The organism is Streptomyces sp. P9-2, from assembly GCF_051903975.1.
Classification (GTDB): domain Bacteria; phylum Actinomycetota; class Actinomycetes; order Streptomycetales; family Streptomycetaceae; genus Streptomyces; species Streptomyces cellulosae.
The window spans coordinates 5,881,800-5,900,307 of record NZ_CP192633.1; the positions used below are offsets into that span (position 1 = coordinate 5,881,800).

Consider the following 18,508-nt stretch of genomic DNA (forward strand, 5'->3'; position numbering starts at 1 on the left):
CCCCCTACCTCACGACGCGAAGGCCCGCAGCACCTTCGCGAAGGTCGTGAGATCGTCGATCATCTCCTGCGGGAGCGGCTTCTCGTCGAAGTGCGCGATCCTGTTGCGGATGTCCTTCACCCGCTTCAGCAGGCCGACGAACTGCTCCCGAGGCATGTTGGGCCACTTCAGCGCCTCCCAATTGCGGTCGGCCCGCTCGGCGAAGGACTGCTTCGTCTGATCGCCGTCCAGGAGCCGCAGGTAGTCGCCGAACATCAGGTCCGACACCTGGCCGGTACGCTGCTCCGGCTTTTTGTTCGTCTGAACCGCCTTGATGGCCTCTTTGTCCAGTGCTGCGCCCAAGCAACGGCGCAGCAGGGACTCGATCTCGCCCACGATGAAGAAGGGACGCGCCGCCCCTTCGAAGCGGTCCGTCACGTCCGCGGCGGTGACGATGCCCGAGAAGCAGCCGTCGTCGCCGCGGACAAGCAGGTAACCGTGTTCGCGGATGCTCGGGAGGACGGCGAAGAACTCCTGCCGGGAGTCGAAGACGGGTAGCGAATCCTTCTCCATCGCGTTGTCGAGGGTGGCCTCCTTGCCCGCCTCGTACATCTTGGCCACCGATCCCCACGTGACGACCCCGTGAACCTGTGCCATGCCGGTGGTCACCGGGATCTGAGAGAAGCCCTTGGTACGCATCAGGAAGGTCGCCTGTGACAGCGGCGTGCCCGGACCCACGGACATCAGGCCGCGCCGCGCGGAGGGGATGTCGCCGAGCAGCAGTCGCTGCGGTAGGGCGTTCGAGGGCAGGGCCTCGTCCGCCTCGTCGGCCCCACCCTCCGGTTCCGGGGGCGTGCGCTGTGACGGAACGGCCGCCAGCGGCACGACGTCGACCGTGCTACGTAGACCGCAGACGGCGAAGTCCGGCAGCGTGGTCAGCCCGGCATCTTTGAGTGCCTGCGAGATGTGGTGCACCGTCCGGTGATCACGCACCCTGACCTGGAAAAGATCGAGGATCTCGTGCACGGACACCGTTCTACCCTTGAGCGAGGCCACGTCCCGCTCGTGCGGCCTGGTCGTCATCGGGCGTCGCCCTCCGGCAGGTCACGGAGCATCGTCCTCTTGCCCATAGCGGAGTGCACGAGGTCCTGCAGTTGCTTGGAGCGGTCGCGGTAGAAACGCTCGTAGTCGTTCTCGCGCAAGGCGTCCGGATCGATGAGGTGGGTGGTCAGGACGTCGTCGAACCACTCGGGGCGCATGTCGGACGCGGCGATCATCGTCGCCAGGTACGACGACGGTGCCCCCGTCATGTCCATCGCGGCGCGGTAGGACAACGGGGTCTTGTTCACGATCGAGTTCGTCGGCAGATCACCGCTGTTGCCTCGCCGGAACCACGTCTTGGGGAAGATCTGCCGGATGTCCACGCCGTACTCGCTGAGGCGGCCGGGACTGAGGGGCGCACCCGTGTAGTGCCAGTCCACCGCACCCTGTTTGATCAGCAGGGCGTAGATGCCCTTGTAGGCCGCGCTGTTCCGAGTGGTGAGGGTGTCCAACCGGTCGGCGAAGAAAAACGCCTCCGTGACGGTCTCGGGCGCCCTGTCGTCCTGTGCGATCCAGGGGACGAGCTGCTCGACGTCCTTGGTGAAGCGTGTCTCCGTGGACCCGCCGTACATCTCTCCGAGGACCCCGCACCAGTACCACTGCTCGATCCTCTCCTCCGCTCCCAGGCCGTCCATCCTCGTGTCCAGGATGGCGCGGACAGCCGCGAGCGGGACGAGCTGCGTCTTGTACGGCAGATCGGCCGGCCGGACGATGCACTGACGCTCCAGGAAGTCACCCACCCAGGCGAAGGCGTCGGCGAGCTTGGGCGCCAGGCGTACGAAGTCGGCCAGGGGAAGGTCCAGCAGGTCGCGGCGTTTGCAGGACACGGTCGTACCGAGTCCTTCCTGCTTGCGCTCCCAGGTGCGGACGAGCGCGATGGCCTGCAGGAAGTCGATACTGCTCAGGCCGTTCTCCAGGCCAGTCTCGACGCGGCCGAAGACCGGGTACTTGGCGGCCAGCTGCTGCTTGATCTCCCGCCAGACTTCGGGGAGCTGGTAGTAGTCTCCGGTCTCCTCCACGTAGTCGCGGTCACCGGCGTACGTCGCGGTGAGCAGCTCGAAGACGTTCAGGGGGACGCCCCCCGTGTTGACCCGCTCGAACACCGCACAGACCGCGTCCATGGAGGTGGAGGCGGCCAATCGGATCATGGGCACCTGGAAGGCGCGTACCTGCTGGAGAACCGCCTCGTCGAACTGGCCCCATAGGTCCCAGTTCCGGTCCTCGTCCGCCTTGATGTACGCCCTCTTCCACTCATTGACACGCTGGGCGTTGAAGACGAGGTGGAGGGGAAAGAGGCCGGCCGCGCACTCGGCCTCGGTGCTGCTCAGGTCCAGCACGACTGTCCGGTTGAAGTCTGTTCGGAGCACCTTGTCGGCCGGGACCGACACGATGGCCTCGTCACGATCGGCGGAGGGCCCCACTGCCTTCGCGATGTCGACGTAGTACCAGCGCTGGATGGCTTTGCCCCGGGCGTCCGCTGTCTCCACCGGGGCGTCCAGCCACAAGGACTGGAAGAGCGAGGTAAGGCGCTGCTGCCCGTCCAGCAGCAGGAGGTCGGCCTCCGGGTCCCCCTCCGGCTGGGCACCGGTGAGGGTCCGGGAGCGGAACCGAGTGGCGCCGCCGGTCTGCAGCGTCATGACGACGCCGAGCGGGTAGTCCAGCGTGACCGTCGCGATGATCGCCCGGATGCGGTCGTCGTCCCACTTCCAGTTGCGCTGGAAGTCAGGCAATTGTAAGGAGCCCGAGGCGACTTCCGCCAAGACGTCCTTCAGTTTCACGTTGTCGAGGGCTGCCATGTGACTCCACTCCCCGCCCTGATTCCTGTACGGAGAGTGATTCCAGCAGCGCTCTGTGGTGCCGGTCAAGCCGGTTGGCAGATACGCGAGGCTCCCGTTCCTATCGGGTTTCCGTCGAGACCGGATCAAGGTGGAGGAGGCACTGGACGGCGTTGAAGTCGCCCACCTCGGCGACGAAGCGGAACTTGTCGCCCACACCGATGGCAGCGGGCACGTCCTTGCCGGTCAGGCTCAGTTCGGCCACGTTGACGTCCTCGTACTGGAAGGCCGGGCCGACCGTCGTGTTCGGCCCCTTGTCGCCGGGGCCCAGAAGGAAGTCGTAGCGGGTCTCGTAGTCGCCGTGGGGTGCCATGTTCACGATCGAACCGTCGAAAGAGATCGTCCGGCCCGCATACTTGGTCGCGAAGTCCGCGTTAGCGGCGTCGCAGGTGTCAGCCGCCTTCAACAGTGCCGCGAACTCCGAGTTGTTCTCCGGCGTGATCACTTCGACGGCCACGCGCTCGGCTGAGGTCGGGGTTGAGGTCGGCGTAGCGGAAGGCTCCTCGCTCACGGCAGCCGAAGGCTTGGCCGCCTCGTCCTTCTGCTCACCCCCGTCGCTGAGTGCGGCGGCAGTGCCGATGACGATGGCGATGATCGCGAGGACAGCGGCTCCCGCGCCGACCAGTGGCCAAGGTATCGGCTTCTTCGGACGACGGAAGGTGAGGGTGGAGCGAAGCGTGCCCTGGGACTGCTCGACGAACTCCCAGCCGTCCTTCTGCATCCTGGAGATCACCAAGCCGTCGGTGCCGCGAACGGTCTGCACGGTCTTGTACTCATACTTGATCTCGTCGGCCATGTGCCACGCCCCCGATTGCGCTGTCACCCCAACTGCCCCGTGATCATAAGGTACTGAGGTGGGAGCTCCGGCATCATCAATGCACCATATGGTGCGAGTGCGGAACCTGAACCAACGGGCACTTGTCCACATACCGGGCAGCATGGCCCCTTCGTCCGGGCAGGGATGCGAGGAGATGGAACACTGTTGCTCGTGAGCACCACCGGATCCAAGCGTCCCGCACAGGTCAGCGCGGCCCGCCGCCGTACCGTCATCGATGCCCTGCGCCGCGGGGCCGTACCTGAGAGCGGGCTCGACCTGCTTGCCACCGGGCTCGACCGGTTCGAGGCGGCCCTTGACGCGGAACTGGACGCCGTCGCGTCCGGCGGGTCCGTGTTCAAAGCCGTGCGCGGTGAGTACGGATCCGGCAAGACCTTCTTCACCCGCTGGCTGGGGGAGCGGGCCAAGCGCCGCAACTTCGCCGTGACCGAGATCCAGATCTCGGAGAACGAGACTCCGCTGCACAAGCTGGAAACGGTCTACCGGCGGCTCACCGAGCGCCTCACCACCTCCAGCTTCCCGCCCAGCGCCCTGCGGCCAGTGGTCGACGCCTGGTTCTACGCCCTGGAGGAGGACGCTCTCGCTGCCGGCGCGACCGAGGAGGAGCTGCCCGGCGAGGTGGAGAAGCTGCTCATCGCGCGGCTCGCAGAGGTGTCCCGGCATGCCCCCTCCTTCGCCACCGCTCTGCGCGGCTACCGGGCCGCCCTCGCCGACGGCGACGAGGCGACCGCCGCGGCTGTGCTGGCATGGCTCGGCGGCCAGCCGCATGTCGCCGCCTCGGCCCGCCGGTCCGCAGGCGTACGCGGCGACCTAGACCATTTCGGGGCGCTGGGCTTCTTGCAGGGCCTGCTCACCGTGCTGCGCGACTCCGGGCACACCGGCCTCTTCGTCGTCCTCGACGAGGTGGAGACGCTCCAACGGGTCCGTTCCGACGCGCGGGACAAGGCGCTCAACGCACTGCGTCAGCTCATCGACGAGGTGCACTCCGGCCGCTTCCCCGGCCTGTACCTCGTCATCACCGGGACGCCGGCCTTCTACGACGGCCAGCAGGGTGTGCAGCGCCTGGCTCCGCTCGCCCAACGGCTCGCCACCGACTTCACCACCGAGCCGCGTTTCGACAACCCCCGCGCTGTGCAGATCAGGCTGCCCGGCTTCACCCAGGAGTCTCTGGTTGGTCTCGGCGTCACCATCCGGGACCTGTACGCGGACGCCGCTACCTCGCCGGAGCGCGTTCGGACGGTCGTCGACGACGCCTACGTCGCCGACCTTGCGCGAGCCGTCGGCGGAGCCCTGGGCGGGAAGGTCGGGGTGGCGCCCAGGCTGTTTCTGAAGAAGCTCGTCGGGGATGTCCTCGACCGGGTGGACCAGTTCGACGACTTCAACCCGCGACAGCATTACAAATTGACGGTCGCGAGCAACGAGCTCACCGACGTGGAACGCAACCTGGCCGCCACGCTTACCGGCGGGCCCGCGTCCGCCGATGACATCGACCTGGAGTTGTGATGGGGGACACCGACAGACCGTCCGAGGCGGAGCCGACCAGGGGAGAGGCCGACATACTCGACAGGCTGGACCCTGTCGTCCTGCATCACATCGTCAACACCCTCGGCTGGCCCGACCTGCGCCCCCTGCAGAGGGCGGCGATCCCCCCGCTCATGGACGGCGAGGACGCTGTCCTGCTGGCACCCACGGCCGGTGGCAAAACCGAGGCCGCCTGCTTCCCGCTGCTGTCGGCCATGGCCCAACACCGGTGGACCGGCACCTCGGTGCTGTACCTGTGTCCCCTCAAAGCACTGCTCAACAACCTGGTCGTCCGCGTCGACACGTACGCCCAGTGGCTGGGACGGAGCGCCGCACTCTGGCACGGGGACACCAAGGAGTCGCAGCGGCAACGTATTCGGACCGAGGCACCGGACATTCTGTTGACCACGCCCGAGTCGCTCGAGGCGATGCTGATTGGGGTCAAGACCGACCACGCGCGGCTGCTGGGTGGCGTCCGTGCCGTCGTCGTCGATGAGGTGCACGCCTTCGCGGGTGACGACCGCGGCTGGCACCTGCTCGCCGTGCTGGAGCGACTGGAGAGAGTCACAGGTCGGCCCATCCAGCGCGTCGGACTGTCCGCGACCGTGGGAAACCCTGACCAGCTGTTGCACTGGTTGCAAGGAGCCAAGGCGGGCGACCGCACCGGACGCGTGGTCGCGCCGGGTGTCCACCTGCCCCCCACCGGTGCGGAGGCCGAACACGGAGAGCAGACCGCCGAAGCACCGTCCCGCAGACCCGCCGGCGAGGTGGAACTCGACTACGTGGGTTCCCTCGACAACGCCGCAAAGCTCATCGCCGCCTTGCACCGGGGGGAGAAGCGCCTCGTCTTCTGCGACTCGCGCCGCCAGGTCGAGGAACTGGGCGCTGCGCTCCGCGCCCGTGAGGTGACCGTCTTCCTGTCCCACGCCTCCCTCTCCGTGGATGAGCGCACCCTCTCCGAGCAGGCTTTCGCCGAGGCGCGCGACTGCGTCATCGTCTCCACCTCCACACTCGAACTCGGCATCGACGTCGGTGACCTGGACCGTGTCATCCAGATCGACTCCCCGGCCTCCGTCGCCTCCTTCCTGCAACGCATCGGACGCACCGGCCGGCGCGCGGGCTCGGTGCGCAACTGCCTGTTCCTCACCACCCGCAAGGACACGCTGCTCCAGGCGGCCGGGTTGTTGCTCCTCTGGTCGCGCGGCTGGGTCGAACCGGTGGTCCCACCGCCTGAGCCGCGTCACCTCGTGGCCCAGCAACTTCTCGCCGTCACTCTGCAGCAGCACAAGCTCGGTGATCAGCTCTGGGAGCAGCAGTGGAACGGACTCGCCCCCTTCGACCGGTCCGCCGCCCCGATCCTGCGACACCTCACCGAGGAGGGCTTCCTCGACAACGACGGCGGCATGCTTTTCGTCGGCCCCGAGGCCGAACGCCGCTTCGGAAAGCGGCACTTCATCGAACTCACCGCGTCCTTCACCGCGCCGCCGCAGTTCACCGTGCTGTCCGGACGCACCGAGATCGGCCGTACCGACCCGAGCGTGCTCACCGAGGAGCGCCCTGGGCCGCGCCGTTTGCTGCTTGGCGGACGCAGCTGGCAGGTCACCTACATCGACTGGCTGCGTCAACGCGTCTTCGTCGAACCTGCCGACGGCGGCGGCGTCGCCAAGTGGATGAACGGCGGCATCGTGGGGCTCTCGTACGCCCTCACCCGTGCCATGAGAGAGGTGCTGCTGGGCGCCGACCCGCCCGTCTCCCTCACCCGCCGGGCCGAGGCATGCCTGACCGAGCAGCGAGAGAGCGACGCACCCGACACAGTGCACCCTGGCGGCACCTTGGTCACGCGCGTCGGCAGCGATGTCCGGTGGTGGACCTGGGCCGGCTATCGCGCGAACGCCACCCTCGCAGCCACGCTCCAGCCGGTGACCGACCCTTTGCAACGTCCCACCGACTGTTGGCTGCGGCTTCGTGAGGACCTCACTCCGGCCGACTGGCGCACGGCCCGGCAGAACATCGGCGAGAATCTCGTGCTACCCGACGTGGACCCCCGTGCCGTGCGCGGTCTGAAGTTCTCCGCAGCCCTCCCGGAGCGGCTTGCCGTCGCCACGGTCGCGGCCCGCTTGGCCGACTTCGAAAGCGCCCGCAAGGTGCTGTCCGAACCCGTGCGGTTGCAAGCGTCAAGCGAGCCCGCCTGAAGGGCTTTCGCTGGAGAACGCACCGTCGATCCCGCTCATCACAGCATGCCCGGAGCCCGCCCATGCCTATCGAAGAAGAGGACACCCGCAAGGTCCAGACAGCGGTTGCCGGTTCCCCCGGTGCTGACCGCCCGGTGTACCTGCCCATGGACGCGGCCTCATACGACCACTTCATCCGTGAGTACCCTAGCCGGGACTTCTACTGCGGGACACTGCTCGGCGGGTGCGGCAAGAAACTGTCGGCCCGCAAGTACCGCGACAAGAAATGCCACTTCGCGCACGTTGTATCGGGTCAATGCCGACGGGTCTCCACGAATGAGGCGAGCGCGGACCACCTTTACATAGGCAGGGCGCTGGCGGCTTGGATGAAGAAGCAGAAGTACAAGAACGTCCAGGTGCGCTACAAGCAGCGTGGACAGAGCCTGCGCGAGCTGGTCGACATCAGCTACACCCGCGGGGGAAGTCCTCGCCGCCATCTCATGCGCGTCCAACTGGCCAGAAGGTCCAAGACAGAGTGGGAGCAGAGCGACACTGAGCTGCACGGGCAGTGGGCCGGCGTGCAGTGGCTGTTCGGACCCGACAGCATGCTCGCCAACTGGCAGGTGGACAGGCAAGGATACGCCATCCGGATCCAGTGCCGCCCCGCCGGGATCACCCGCGTCGTAGAGGTCGGAGTGCAGTTCGCGGATGCTCCAGTGGAATGGATTCCTCTTTCCCGGTGCCGCATGACCGCACATGGCATACACGCTCCTGCGCTGGAACTCACCCCGACCGGGCTCAGCCGCCTTGACCGGGAACCCCGGCCGTCTCCCTCACGCCTAACGAGCTCGTGCACGGTAAGCGGTGAGGCGTCGAGCTCCTGATCGTTGATCATGGTCGTGTGGTGGGGAACGCGTCTCGTGCAGCGATCATCAGCGACCGGAGGATCACGGGCCTGTCGGCCGACGTGATCGCTGAACTCGTGTCTGAGCTCGGCCCGTTGTGGCATGAACGGCACCAGGCCAGGCTTGCGTCCAGGCCGCGGAAGCGGGCGATCGGTGCCGGGGCCAAGCACCGGCTGGTCTTCGTCGACCGGCTCCTGGCCGCCCTCGTGCACCTCCGACACGGGGTCACCCACGACGTGCTGGCCTGCTGGTTCGGGGTGAACCGCTCCACCATCACCCGCGCCGTCGGTGAGGTGCGGCCCCTGCTGGCCGAGCGCGGCTGCACCGTCAGTCCCGGAGTGCGGTTGCGGACCTTGGCAGAGGTCATCGCCCATCTCGGCGCCAGCGGGAAGACCGGGATCATCGACGGCACCGAGATCCGGGTCCGCCGGCCGGCCGCCGGGCGCAAGGACCGGGACAGGTTCATCTCCGGCAAGAACAAGCAGAACGCGGTCAAGACCATGGTCGTCACGGACGGGGTCGGTCGCGTGCTCTTCTGCAGCCCGACCAGGCCCGGCAGCTGCGCGGACATCACCCACGCCCGCCAGTTAGGGCTGGTCAAGCTCCTGGCCGACGGGCCCGCGGTGGAAATCCTCGCCGACGCCGGCTATCAGGGCCTGGGCGCTCAGACCGGCGGCCGGGTGGTCACACCGCCGCACCGCAAGTTCAAGAAGAACGCCCCGGACTGGTACGAGGAGATGTACGAGCGCCAGCGCAAGGCGCACTCATCGAGGCGGATCCGTGTCGAGCACGGCATCGCCCCTCTGAAGAACTGGCGGGCCCTGGCCCGCCACCTCGGCCGCCGCGAGCACATGAGCGACACCGTCCAGGCCATCGCCAGCCTGCTCTCACACCAGCAAACCGCGGACCTGATGTCGGCACGGCAGACGTGAACACCGAGCCCTACCGCCATCCTCGACGTCTCACCGCTTACCGTGCACGAGCTCGTTAGCTGAGGTTCCCCCATCCGTCTCACACCGTGCGCAGGACGTCGGGCTGTCGCCGTCCGGGGAGAGCAGCTTGGCACCTGTCATCGCACCGGCTGCCGACCTTCTTGTCCGAAAGCGACGGACGCTCGAAAGACCCAAGCCTGTGGAGTCTCACCATGCGCAGCGGGAGGCCCTCGCCGGACTCGTCCGGGTGCCACACAGCATCCTGGGGGCACCGGGGCCGTCGCTGGAGCAGTTGCGTGCGGAGGACGACCGAAGAGCCACCGAACGCGTGTTGTCGCTTCTCGATCGCCTCGACCAGATCGGAGACGACCTTCACCTGGATCAGTTGCAGAAGGTTCTGCGAGAGATCGCATTCTGCGAGGAAGCCATGTGGCGCCCCCTGAGTACCTCCCTGAGGCAACGTACGGCCGCATGGCGTGCACACGTCGAGACCATGGCGGAGCGCCCCACGTTCCGGCAGATATGTGCCTTGGCCGATCTTGTGCGCTGGGTTCTTGACATGGCCGCCCGCCGGTCGGCTCGTCCCTTCACCTGGGTGGAGCTGGGGGAACGGTTGAGCAGGCCGTTGGCCCCTCTTCACCCGGAGGACAAGGTGTCCATTCTGGTCGAAGTCGACCGTGGTACATGCTCCGGCCGGCCCCCTCTGTCGGCGCTCGTAGCAGCGCGCAGCAACCGCGTGCACCCGCTGTACGCCCAGGTATTGGACCACCTTGGCCGTCCAGTCCCAGCTCCCGACGCTGCGCAGACCTCATGGGAGGCGGACGTCCGGGAACACAGACGCTTCCAATGTCTCAAGGAGAAGCAGTACAGGGTCACGGTGCAAGGCCGACTCTCGCAACACCGCTGATCACGCAATCGCGACAACCTCCGGCTCCGCTCCCTGCGCACACGACCGAAGGGTTGGATCAGCGAGGCGCTCCCTTGAGCGCGGTGACCAGCTTCGATCCGGGAAGACCGGAGCTGGTGTCCATGCGCAGCGTTGGGGGCAGGGGAGAGGGCATCACCGTTGGAGGAACCCGGTACGCGCGCGTCGATGCCGCCAATGCCGCGCTCATACGCGCATGAGCGCCGCGCGAAGAAGCCGCCGTTCCAGCCTCTGCTCACCAGCTCGGGCGAAGAGAGACGGGAACGGCGGCTGACCGCCCGTCAGTGGGCTGCGGCGGGTCCCTCCAGAGGTACCAGTCCCGACGGCCCTTCCTCGACCGCGTTCCTGGTGAGCAGCTCCTCGATGTCCTGGTTGAACGCAGACCTGATGTCCGGGCCCAGACGCAGCCATCCGAAGAATCGCGCCGTCTCCTTGGCCAGTTCCTCGCGGTGCATACCCGGCGATTCCGACAGAATGCCGAGCAGGGCGATCCGGCGTTCCGTCGGAGGCACCTGGGAGACCTTCTTGCGGTCGAAGTCCGGACTCGGTGTACGGGCCACCGTCACGTCCCGGTCGGGCAGGTCCCACACCGTCCCGGATCGCACGACCTTCTTCTTCTTGTGCAGCCGCGCCAGAGCGTCACGGACGCTGCTCTGCACGATCTGACCCGAGCGGTCGAGCAGCCACGCGGTGCGGACGCGGCCGATCAGGACGTCCTCCTCGATGGGACCTTCCATGGTGACGATGTGGAGGCCCACTTCGGCGACCACCTTCTGAGCAGCGGGATCACGGAGATCGACACCCGGTAGTCCGGCGGCCGCGCACTGGGCCTCCTTCAGGTCGTACAGCTCCTCCCAGCCCAGGGCGCGGTACGGCCGACTCCATTCGGAGCGGTCGGACTCGGCCACCGGGACGATCGTCACCTCCGCCGGCGCCTCGTCAGACACGGGGGCCGGCGCGATATCCGGGACAGGCGCGTACGGGTCGGCGGCGCAGGCCGCCTCGACGGCTTCGCGCAACCGTCGTTGTGCGTCCTTGCGGTTGCGGTACCAGTCGGTCCCCCAGATCCGGTGCAGGTTCCAGCCCAGGCCGCGCAGAATCTCCTCCCGCAGCCGGTCGCGGTCACGGGCCGCCCGCGAAGAGTGGTACATCGCGCCGTCGCACTCGATGCCCAGTGCGTAGGAACCGGGCGCTCCCGGGTGTCGTACCGCCATGTCGATCCGGAAACCCGCCACCCCCACCTGTGGCTGCACGTCGTAACCCCAGCCGCGCAGGGTGTCGAGTACGTCCTCCTCGAACGGGCTCTCGGGAGAGGCCTCCGCGTCGGGTGCGGCCGTCGCCAGAATCGTTGGTCCTTGTTCGGCGTACTGCAGGTAGCGCTTGAGGTGCTGAACGCTCTTGTTCGTGCTGTCCGGCAGGTCGGCGCCGTGGAAGGACGCCACGACCTCCACACGATGACGTGCACGGGTTACGGCCACATTCAGGCGTCGCCAGCCGCCCTCACGGTTGATCGGGCCGAACGAGGCACGCAGCTTGCCCTGGGTGTCCGGACCGTAGCCGACCGACAGGATGATGACGTCACGCTCGTCACCCTGCACCGTTTCCAGATTCTTGACGAAGAAGCCGCCCAGCCGGTCCTCCGTGAAGTGCCTGTCGAGGTCTGGGCGGGACCTGCGTGCCTCGCCAACGGCATCCTCGACGGCGTCCGCCTGCGCCTTGGAGAGCGTGACGACGCCCAGGGTCAGGTGCGGCCGCGTCGAGAAGTGGTGGAGGACGCGCTCGGCCACCAGCGCGGCCTCGCGGACGTTGTCCCGCTTGTTGCTGCGGTCGTACACCCCGTCAGCCTTGTAGAACGCGACGCCTACGTCGTGGCCGTCGGTGACCGCGCCCGGGAACACGACCATTGAGTTGTCGTAGAACTCGTGGTTGCTGAACGCGATCAGGTTCTCGTGCCGGCTCCGGTAATGCCAGCGCAGCGACAACTCGCGCAGCACGCCACTGGCCTTGCACGCGTCCAGGATGGACTCGAAGGAGTCGGGCACCTCCTCGTCGAAATCGTCGTCCTCGTCGGAGTCACTGCCCGCGCTGAAGAACGAAGTCGGCGGGAGCTGCCGTGGGTCACCCGCCACGATCAGGGCGTCACCGCGGTAGATGGCGTTCACGGCGTCCTGCGGAAGGACCTGGGACGCCTCGTCGAAGATGACCACGTCGAAGCGGAAGTCCGCGGGCAGATACTGGCTGACCGTCAGCGGGCTCATCATGAAACACGGCTTGAGCCGCTGCACCACGTCCCGGGTCTCGTCCAGCAGTCGACGCACCGGCTTGTGCCGTCGCTGCAGCTTCGCCTGACGGCTCAGGATGGCGGCCTGCCCCGTCGTCGCCCTGCGGGGACGCCGTGCGTTGCAGGAGTCGATCACCGTCGCGTGGGCGGCCTGCACAAGCCCGCGGTCCAGTCGACGGTAACGCTCCACCAACTGGTCCCGGTCGCTGGCCCGCACCACGGAGAGCCGGCTGTCGGCCGCCAACTGGTGCTCCACCCAGGCTCGCAATACGGTCCGCTCCACGGCCACACGGAACGACGATGCCGGTACGTCGCGGTCCGCCAGTTGGGTCGGCAGGTTTTCCAAGCCGTAGCCGCTCAGCACGTCGCGGGCCTCGGCGGAACGGATCCAGGCGTCCGGACCGTAGGGATCGTCGGACATCCGGTCGAGAAGCACACCGGCTGGAGTGAGCCCGGCTTCCAGCTCGGACCGAACCTCCGCCGCGCGTGCCGGCGTGAAGTGACCTACGAGCACCTCTATACGTTCCAGCCAGTCGCGGTTGCGGCGCTCCACCGACGAGTCGGGCGTCACATCCAGCAGCAGGCGGGCGGCTTCGGACGTCAAGGGAGCAGCCGCGCCGGTCGCGGAGGCGGTACGCCTGACACAGAGAGCCCAGTCCAGGGCGTGTTCGACGGTCTCTCGAGAGGTGCGGAGCCCGTCGTACAGGTCGCCGAGCAGACGGCGATGCGCCGCCTCGGCCTGAAGGAAGTCCTCCTCGGCGGTGCGCGCCGCCGCCACAGCCGCTACGGAGGAGCGGGCACCGCCAAGAGAAAGCCAGTCGGTTCCCTGCCCCGGGGAACCGACCACACGAGCCACGGAGTGGATCAGGGAAGTGGACTCGTCCAAGGGGTCAAGGTGAGCGCGCAGCCAGGCGACGGCATCCCAAAGGGGCAAGCGTTGCAGCACGAAGGCGGCGGGAGCCAGAGCAGGAGCGCTCGTGAAGGCCTCCCACTCGGCGCACTCCGCCCGCAGGCGGGCGGCCGTCTCGAGCAGGCCTGGAACGGCCGGCCCCCCGGCGCGGAGAGCACGGACGACGCCACTGCGCCGTGCCGGATCCGTGAGGACCGGCCCTGCCAACCGACAGGCGTCCGACGCGGCGGCAAGCGCTGCGGCGAGGGCAGCCGTGCGAGGCCGTCCTTCCAGGACGTACTCACCCAGAATCTCGATGGCTTCGGGCGATATGGATCCTTCCGCACCGGCTTCCTCACCCTGCACTGGCAGGAGCATCGCCCGGCGCAGCAGCTCGTTCTCGACCGTTGCCCCGCCGGCGGATTCCGGCGCTGCCGCCAGGCGGGTCTCCAATCCCGCGTACCAGGCGCACAGCAGTTGCCTGTCGCCGCTTTCCCGAGCCGCGAACGCAGCGTCCTCCCGTTGCGCCGCGTGGGCGGTGGCGATCGCGGCACGTGCCGAGGCGAGGGTGTACCTCGCTTCCCCGGTGAACTCCCGACGCCCCACGGCCTGGAGGGTGTCGATGAGCCGCACGGCGTCTTCCAGTGCCGGCACATGCGCGCGCAACCATGCGGCGGCCGAAGCCGGACCGAGGTGGTCGAGAGCAGCCTGGTGCTCGCGCAGCCGTGGCTCCCGCAGCGCCGTCGCCCACGTGCTCAGGTCGTCCTCCAGCCGCTTGCCCCACTCGAACAGGACGGGAGCGGGAGTCGACTCATGAGCGAGCTGCGCGGTCAGGTGACGACGGCGGGCCGGATCCGCCACCACGGACGGGGCGATCCGGTGTGCTTCCTCAGCCTGGCGCAGCGCACCGTCCACCGCGCCTAGGTCGGGTAGCTCGTCACCGGCGTAGGGACCGAGGAGGTCCGTGTGCTCGGTCACCGTGGTGCGCACGGCCAGGTAGGCATGTTGCCAGGCAGCGGCCTTGGCCAGCTCGTCCTGCAGACCGCTGTGCCACGAGCCGCCGGTACTGACTCCCCCAACGAGTTTCCGGTCCGCCCGGACCTGGGAGGACAGCCCCGCCGCGAAGCGCCGGCCGTTCTCCGAGAGACGGCGTACCGCCTCGGTCAGGCCCTCTGCACGGGGAGTGTCGGGGCCGAATACGCCCTCTGCCTCCTGCCGGGCATTGTCTAGGACGTTCATGAGCTGATGCAGCTCGTTCACCACCTGACGCACCCGGGGCAGCACCGCCGGGTCGAACCAGTTGCCGGGAGCGCGGTGAACGCCGGCCGTCAGCGCAGCCAGCTCCGCGACCGACCGTGTAGCGGATGCGGTGTCCGGTGGAGCGCAACCCAACAAGTCCGCTGCGTCTGCCGCGTACTGGGCGGTGCCCTCCAGCATCCCGGCGAGGTCCTCCCAGCGGGAGGCCAGAGCGCCGGCCTCAGCCCTGTCGAGACGGGTGAGATCGGCACCGGGCGGCTCCAGAGTGCCGAGCGCGAGTTCCGCGGCCTCCGCCTGCCGAGGCAGGGAGGAGGCAATGTCCGCCCACCCCGGCCCCGCTTGCTCGTACGCGGCCGCGCGCGCCGCCACCGTACGGTCGCGGCGCGCCGCGAACTCGTCGATCGCCGCCCTCACCAGTTGGAAAGCCGCCTGCCGCGCGGCGGCGACCCCCTCCGGAGCGAGCCATGCCTCCAGCGGACGGTGCGGAACACCGGACAGGTCCGCCAAGTCGCACAGAGCCGTCACCTCAGCCGGCGACCCCGGGTCGTCCATACCCAGAGTCCGGGCGAGCTCTCGAGCCGAGGCGGCGGTCTTCCCCAGCCGGTCGGCCATGCCGCCGAAGTCGCGCTTGAGGTCTTCCGCCTGCTGCTCGGTCAGTCCGGCCAGATCCAGCCCACGGGGCTCGAGGGAGGCCAGAGCCTGCTCCGAGGCCGGCGGCTCAGAGCGCAACCGGGGAGAAAGCTCCTGCCAGCGTTCACCGACCAGGTCCTGTGCGGACTGCTGGGCGCGTCGCACACGCCGCAACGCGTCGAGGAAGGACTCGACGGGATCCGTCACGGCGTGCGCGACATCGGGATCGGTCAACCACCACTCGGGGACCGGCAGCCGTCCTTCCAGCAGCCCGAGTAGACGGATGAGCCGTTCGACCTCGTCCAGCGCGGTGAACTGCGCGCCTTCCGCGTTGAGGGCCTCATAGCCGTCGAGGGCGGACAGAAGGCCACTCAGGGCGGTGCGCGCCTCCTCCAGTGCCGGACCCGGATGGGGCCGGTCTGTGCGCAGCCCGCGCCATGGGAAGCCAGGGTCGGCCACGGCCTGCCAGGCGTCACCGACAGCGTCGGCGGCGTTGAGCACGTTCTCCAGACCGGCCGCGGAGAGGGCCGAGACGTCGAACCGCTGGGGTGCTCCGTCGTCGGAGGCGGTGATGTAGGCGACGGGGGCGTCGTCAAGACGGCCCACCTGACCGATGACGTCGTGCAGTGTCCGGCCCAAGGGCTGACGGACCTCGTTCATCGCAGTGGCGTAGGCGGACAGCGCCTCACGGTCGAGACGGGCCTGGGCCTTCTCCTGGTCGGGGAGCCCGGTCGCCTGCGGCTGCTCGGAGAGTGCGCGGCCCAGTTCCTGCGCCACGGCCTTGCGGCTGGTGTTACGACTGTGCAGGGCGAAGGCGTAGGAGTCCAGGCCGACCGACTTGAGTCTCTGCAGTACGACGTCCAGCGCCGCTGCCTTCTCACTGACGAACAACACGCTGCGACCGGCGTGCATCAACCCGGCGATGATGTTGGTGATGGTCTGGCTCTTGCCTGTTCCCGGAGGGCCGTCCAGTACGAAGGACCGGCCCGCCACGGCTGCCGCGACCGCCTGCCGCTGGGATGTGTCCGCGTCCAGCACGACGGGCGTGTCTTCCGGCGGCGCCAGCTCGTCGACCCGTTCCGGAGCAACTTCCTCGAAATCGAAGCGGTCGGAGGCGAGGGCGTCCCCAGGGCCTACCCCCACCGCGCGTACCAGGTCGCTCGCCAGAAGCCGGCTCTCGTTCTCCAGCAGGTCTCGATACATCGACTCCTTGTGGGAGGCGAAGAGGCCCATGACGACGCGCTCCTCCACCTGCCACTGAGACTTTCCAGCCACAGCCTGGCGTACCGCATCGAGCACCGCTGTCACGTCACGGCAGTCGGTCTCCGTGACGGGGGTCCAGTCGATGCCGAACTGCTCGAGCTTGATCGGTAGCGCGGGGTTGAGCTGCGGATCCTCGTCGTCGTTGGCCCGGAGGAGCTCCAGCCCGGTGGGCGTCCGCACGAGTTCTACCGGGAAGAGAATCAGTGGGGCCTGACTCGAGGTGGTGGCTCCGTCCTCGCGCCAGTGCAACATGCCCACGCCCAGGTGAAGTGTCCACAGACCGTAGTCGTTGAACACCTGCGTCGCCTTGGAGCGAAGCGAGCGCAGAGCTCGCTGCAGCGCCGGGGCTGTGGTCTTCTGCGTGACGATGTCGTGCTCACCGGGAGGTGGACACGACGACTCCTCACCCTCCGCGGGCACCTCGTCCGGGAGCTTGGCGAACTGCAGAGGGTGGTCCTCCAGCAGACTTACCAGGACTGAGGGTGAGGGAGCCGACATCTCCAGCGTCGAGGTGCGGGTATGCCTGAAGTTCAGCAACCGGTTGCGGCCACTGAGGTCAACGAGCGACGTGCGCCAGCTCTCCAGAATCGCCTTGAGGCGCTCCAGGTCGCTGCTGCCCCCAAATGAACCCGGATTGCTCGTCACGATTGTCCCTGCTCTCACGTCGCGTTGCTCTGGTCCGGAAAGGGGGAAGTACATGACAGTCACCGGAACACGACAACGCAACAGGTATGACCCGGCATGCGTCGGTAGATCCCCTGCGCGCCATGGCCTTCGCCATACCGCACTCCCCCCCACGGATGGACGGATTCTATGGTGAACTTGTAAGAATCAGAAGTGAGCCATGTCTATGCCGTTCTCATGGGTGCCCTGTGACTTGCAGAAGCCTTCGCCACACAGCCGGATGCTGGGCTGGCGTGCAGCCACGTTTGTGTGCGAGGGGATCGATGCGGCGGTCGATGTGGTAATGCCTGCATGCAGACGGCCGACCGGCAGGCTTTCTGGTGGGGCACCTGCGGTCGAGCGTGGTGATTGACGGACGGCGGATTGCCCGCGAGATCGAGCTCCAGGCCGAACAACCGCTGCAACGGGTCCAACCGCACAGTGCGCAGCAGCGTCGACGCCCGCGTGGTGCGGATGAGCCACCGCGCCAGCAACCGTCCCAGCGCGGTCTGCGCGAGGTCGACGGTCACGGTCAGCGCCAGGTTGTTGCCGACCGCGCTGGTGAACGTGTCGTCTTCGGTGGCGAGCCGGATGAGTTGCGCAGCCCGACGTCGGCGTATTCCGCGCTGTAGCCGTCCCGTTCGGTGAGCGGGTTCTGCACCGTCTGGATCACCGGGTAGACGAAGAAGAGGAGGTAGAGGGCGGGGGTCGGCACCACCTTGCCGCGCATCCGGGACGCGTGATCGGATGGGAACAGCATCGCGTGCCGGTGACGGACAACGTCAGGCATGGAGGTGCGGAACCGAAGGGACTGCCACCCGTGGCCTCCCACAACAGCGACCGTGCGGCTGCTCTCAGCCTGCAACTCTCCCAAGCTCACCAGGAACTGAGTCGACGGCTGAACGACGTCAGGACGGGGCTCGGACGTCGGCACTTGAACGACGACACACTTGCCACGCACTGCCTGGCCTTCTGTGAGGCGTTGACCACGCACCACGAGGGCGAGGACGCCGGGTTGTTCGCCCAACTGCTGCGTGAGCGCCCCGACCTCGCCGGCACCGTCACTAAGCTCGTCCAGGACCACGGACTGATCGCTTCGATCCTGACCCAGGTGCGCGAACTCGCCGACCGGGCTCTCGGAACGCATGGGCCGGATCTGGAAGCGATCGGCCGCGAACTCGACGGACTCGCAGCCATCATGGAGAGCCACTTCCGCTACGAGGAGCGGGCCATCGGCGAGGCGTTGGACGACGACGGTGACGACACCGACTGGGCCGACCCCGTCTTCCGCTTCCAAGGACAGGTGACGCCGGCCCCCTGA

At 67.9% G+C, this 18,508-nt stretch carries 10 protein-coding genes; 5 read left to right on the forward strand and 5 right to left on the reverse strand.

Annotated features, from left to right (window positions below):
* Positions 1 to 9: 9 nt before the first annotated feature.
* The 3 genes from ACQY0Z_RS26610 to ACQY0Z_RS26620 all read right to left on the reverse strand — a co-directional run bounded on the left by ACQY0Z_RS26610 (position 10) and on the right by ACQY0Z_RS26620 (position 3,711).
* Positions 10 to 1,062, reverse strand: a complete 1,053-nt coding sequence (locus tag ACQY0Z_RS26610) for a CBS domain-containing protein (RefSeq protein WP_254585479.1) — start codon at positions 1,060 to 1,062, stop codon at positions 10 to 12.
* Entirely contained in the window at positions 1,059 to 2,876 is a 1,818-nt protein-coding gene (locus tag ACQY0Z_RS26615; protein ID WP_254585478.1) for a GmrSD restriction endonuclease domain-containing protein, read from the reverse strand. The genes ACQY0Z_RS26610 and ACQY0Z_RS26615 overlap by 4 nt, the downstream gene beginning before the upstream one ends.
* A 100-nt stretch (positions 2,877 to 2,976) precedes the next feature.
* Positions 2,977 to 3,711, reverse strand: a complete 735-nt coding sequence (locus ACQY0Z_RS26620; RefSeq protein ID WP_254585477.1) for a DUF4839 domain-containing protein — start codon at positions 3,709 to 3,711, stop codon at positions 2,977 to 2,979.
* A 192-nt stretch (positions 3,712 to 3,903) separates the two neighbouring features.
* Here ACQY0Z_RS26620 and brxD point away from each other — a divergent pair, with 192 nt between their 5' ends.
* From brxD to ACQY0Z_RS26640, 4 genes are all read left to right on the forward strand, one after another.
* On the forward strand, positions 3,904 to 5,253 hold the full coding sequence (gene brxD, locus ACQY0Z_RS26625) for a BREX system ATP-binding protein BrxD (RefSeq protein ID WP_254585476.1): 1,350 nt from the start codon (positions 3,904 to 3,906) through the stop codon (positions 5,251 to 5,253).
* Positions 5,253 to 7,463 carry a DEAD/DEAH box helicase gene (locus tag ACQY0Z_RS26630; RefSeq protein ID WP_254585475.1) on the forward strand — a complete coding sequence of 737 codons (2,211 nt, stop codon included), beginning with the start codon at positions 5,253 to 5,255 and terminating at the stop codon, positions 7,461 to 7,463. The genes brxD and ACQY0Z_RS26630 overlap by 1 nt, the downstream gene beginning before the upstream one ends.
* 62 nt (positions 7,464 to 7,525) lie before the next feature.
* On the forward strand, positions 7,526 to 8,326 hold the full coding sequence (locus ACQY0Z_RS26635) for a competence protein CoiA family protein (protein ID WP_254585474.1): 801 nt from the start codon (positions 7,526 to 7,528) through the stop codon (positions 8,324 to 8,326).
* A gap of 98 nt (positions 8,327 to 8,424) precedes the next feature.
* The gene (locus tag ACQY0Z_RS26640) at positions 8,425 to 9,279 is read left to right on the forward strand and encodes a transposase (protein ID WP_254588823.1); all 855 of its coding nucleotides are present in this window, start codon (positions 8,425 to 8,427) and stop codon (positions 9,277 to 9,279) included.
* A 1,206-nt stretch (positions 9,280 to 10,485) separates the two neighbouring features.
* Here ACQY0Z_RS26640 and ACQY0Z_RS26645 read toward each other — a convergent pair.
* Complete coding sequence (locus ACQY0Z_RS26645; protein ID WP_254586692.1) at positions 10,486 to 17,169, reverse strand: DUF3320 domain-containing protein; 6,684 nt, start codon at positions 17,167 to 17,169, stop codon at positions 10,486 to 10,488.
* A gap of 550 nt (positions 17,170 to 17,719) precedes the next feature.
* Entirely contained in the window at positions 17,720 to 17,947 is a 228-nt protein-coding gene (locus ACQY0Z_RS26650) for a hypothetical protein (RefSeq protein ID WP_439812935.1), read from the reverse strand.
* Positions 17,948 to 18,007: 60 nt separating this feature from the next.
* Between ACQY0Z_RS26650 and ACQY0Z_RS26655 the strand changes: the two genes are divergently transcribed.
* Positions 18,008 to 18,508: a hemerythrin domain-containing protein gene (locus ACQY0Z_RS26655; RefSeq protein WP_254586694.1), complete on the forward strand. Its 501-nt coding sequence runs from the start codon at positions 18,008 to 18,010 to the stop codon at positions 18,506 to 18,508.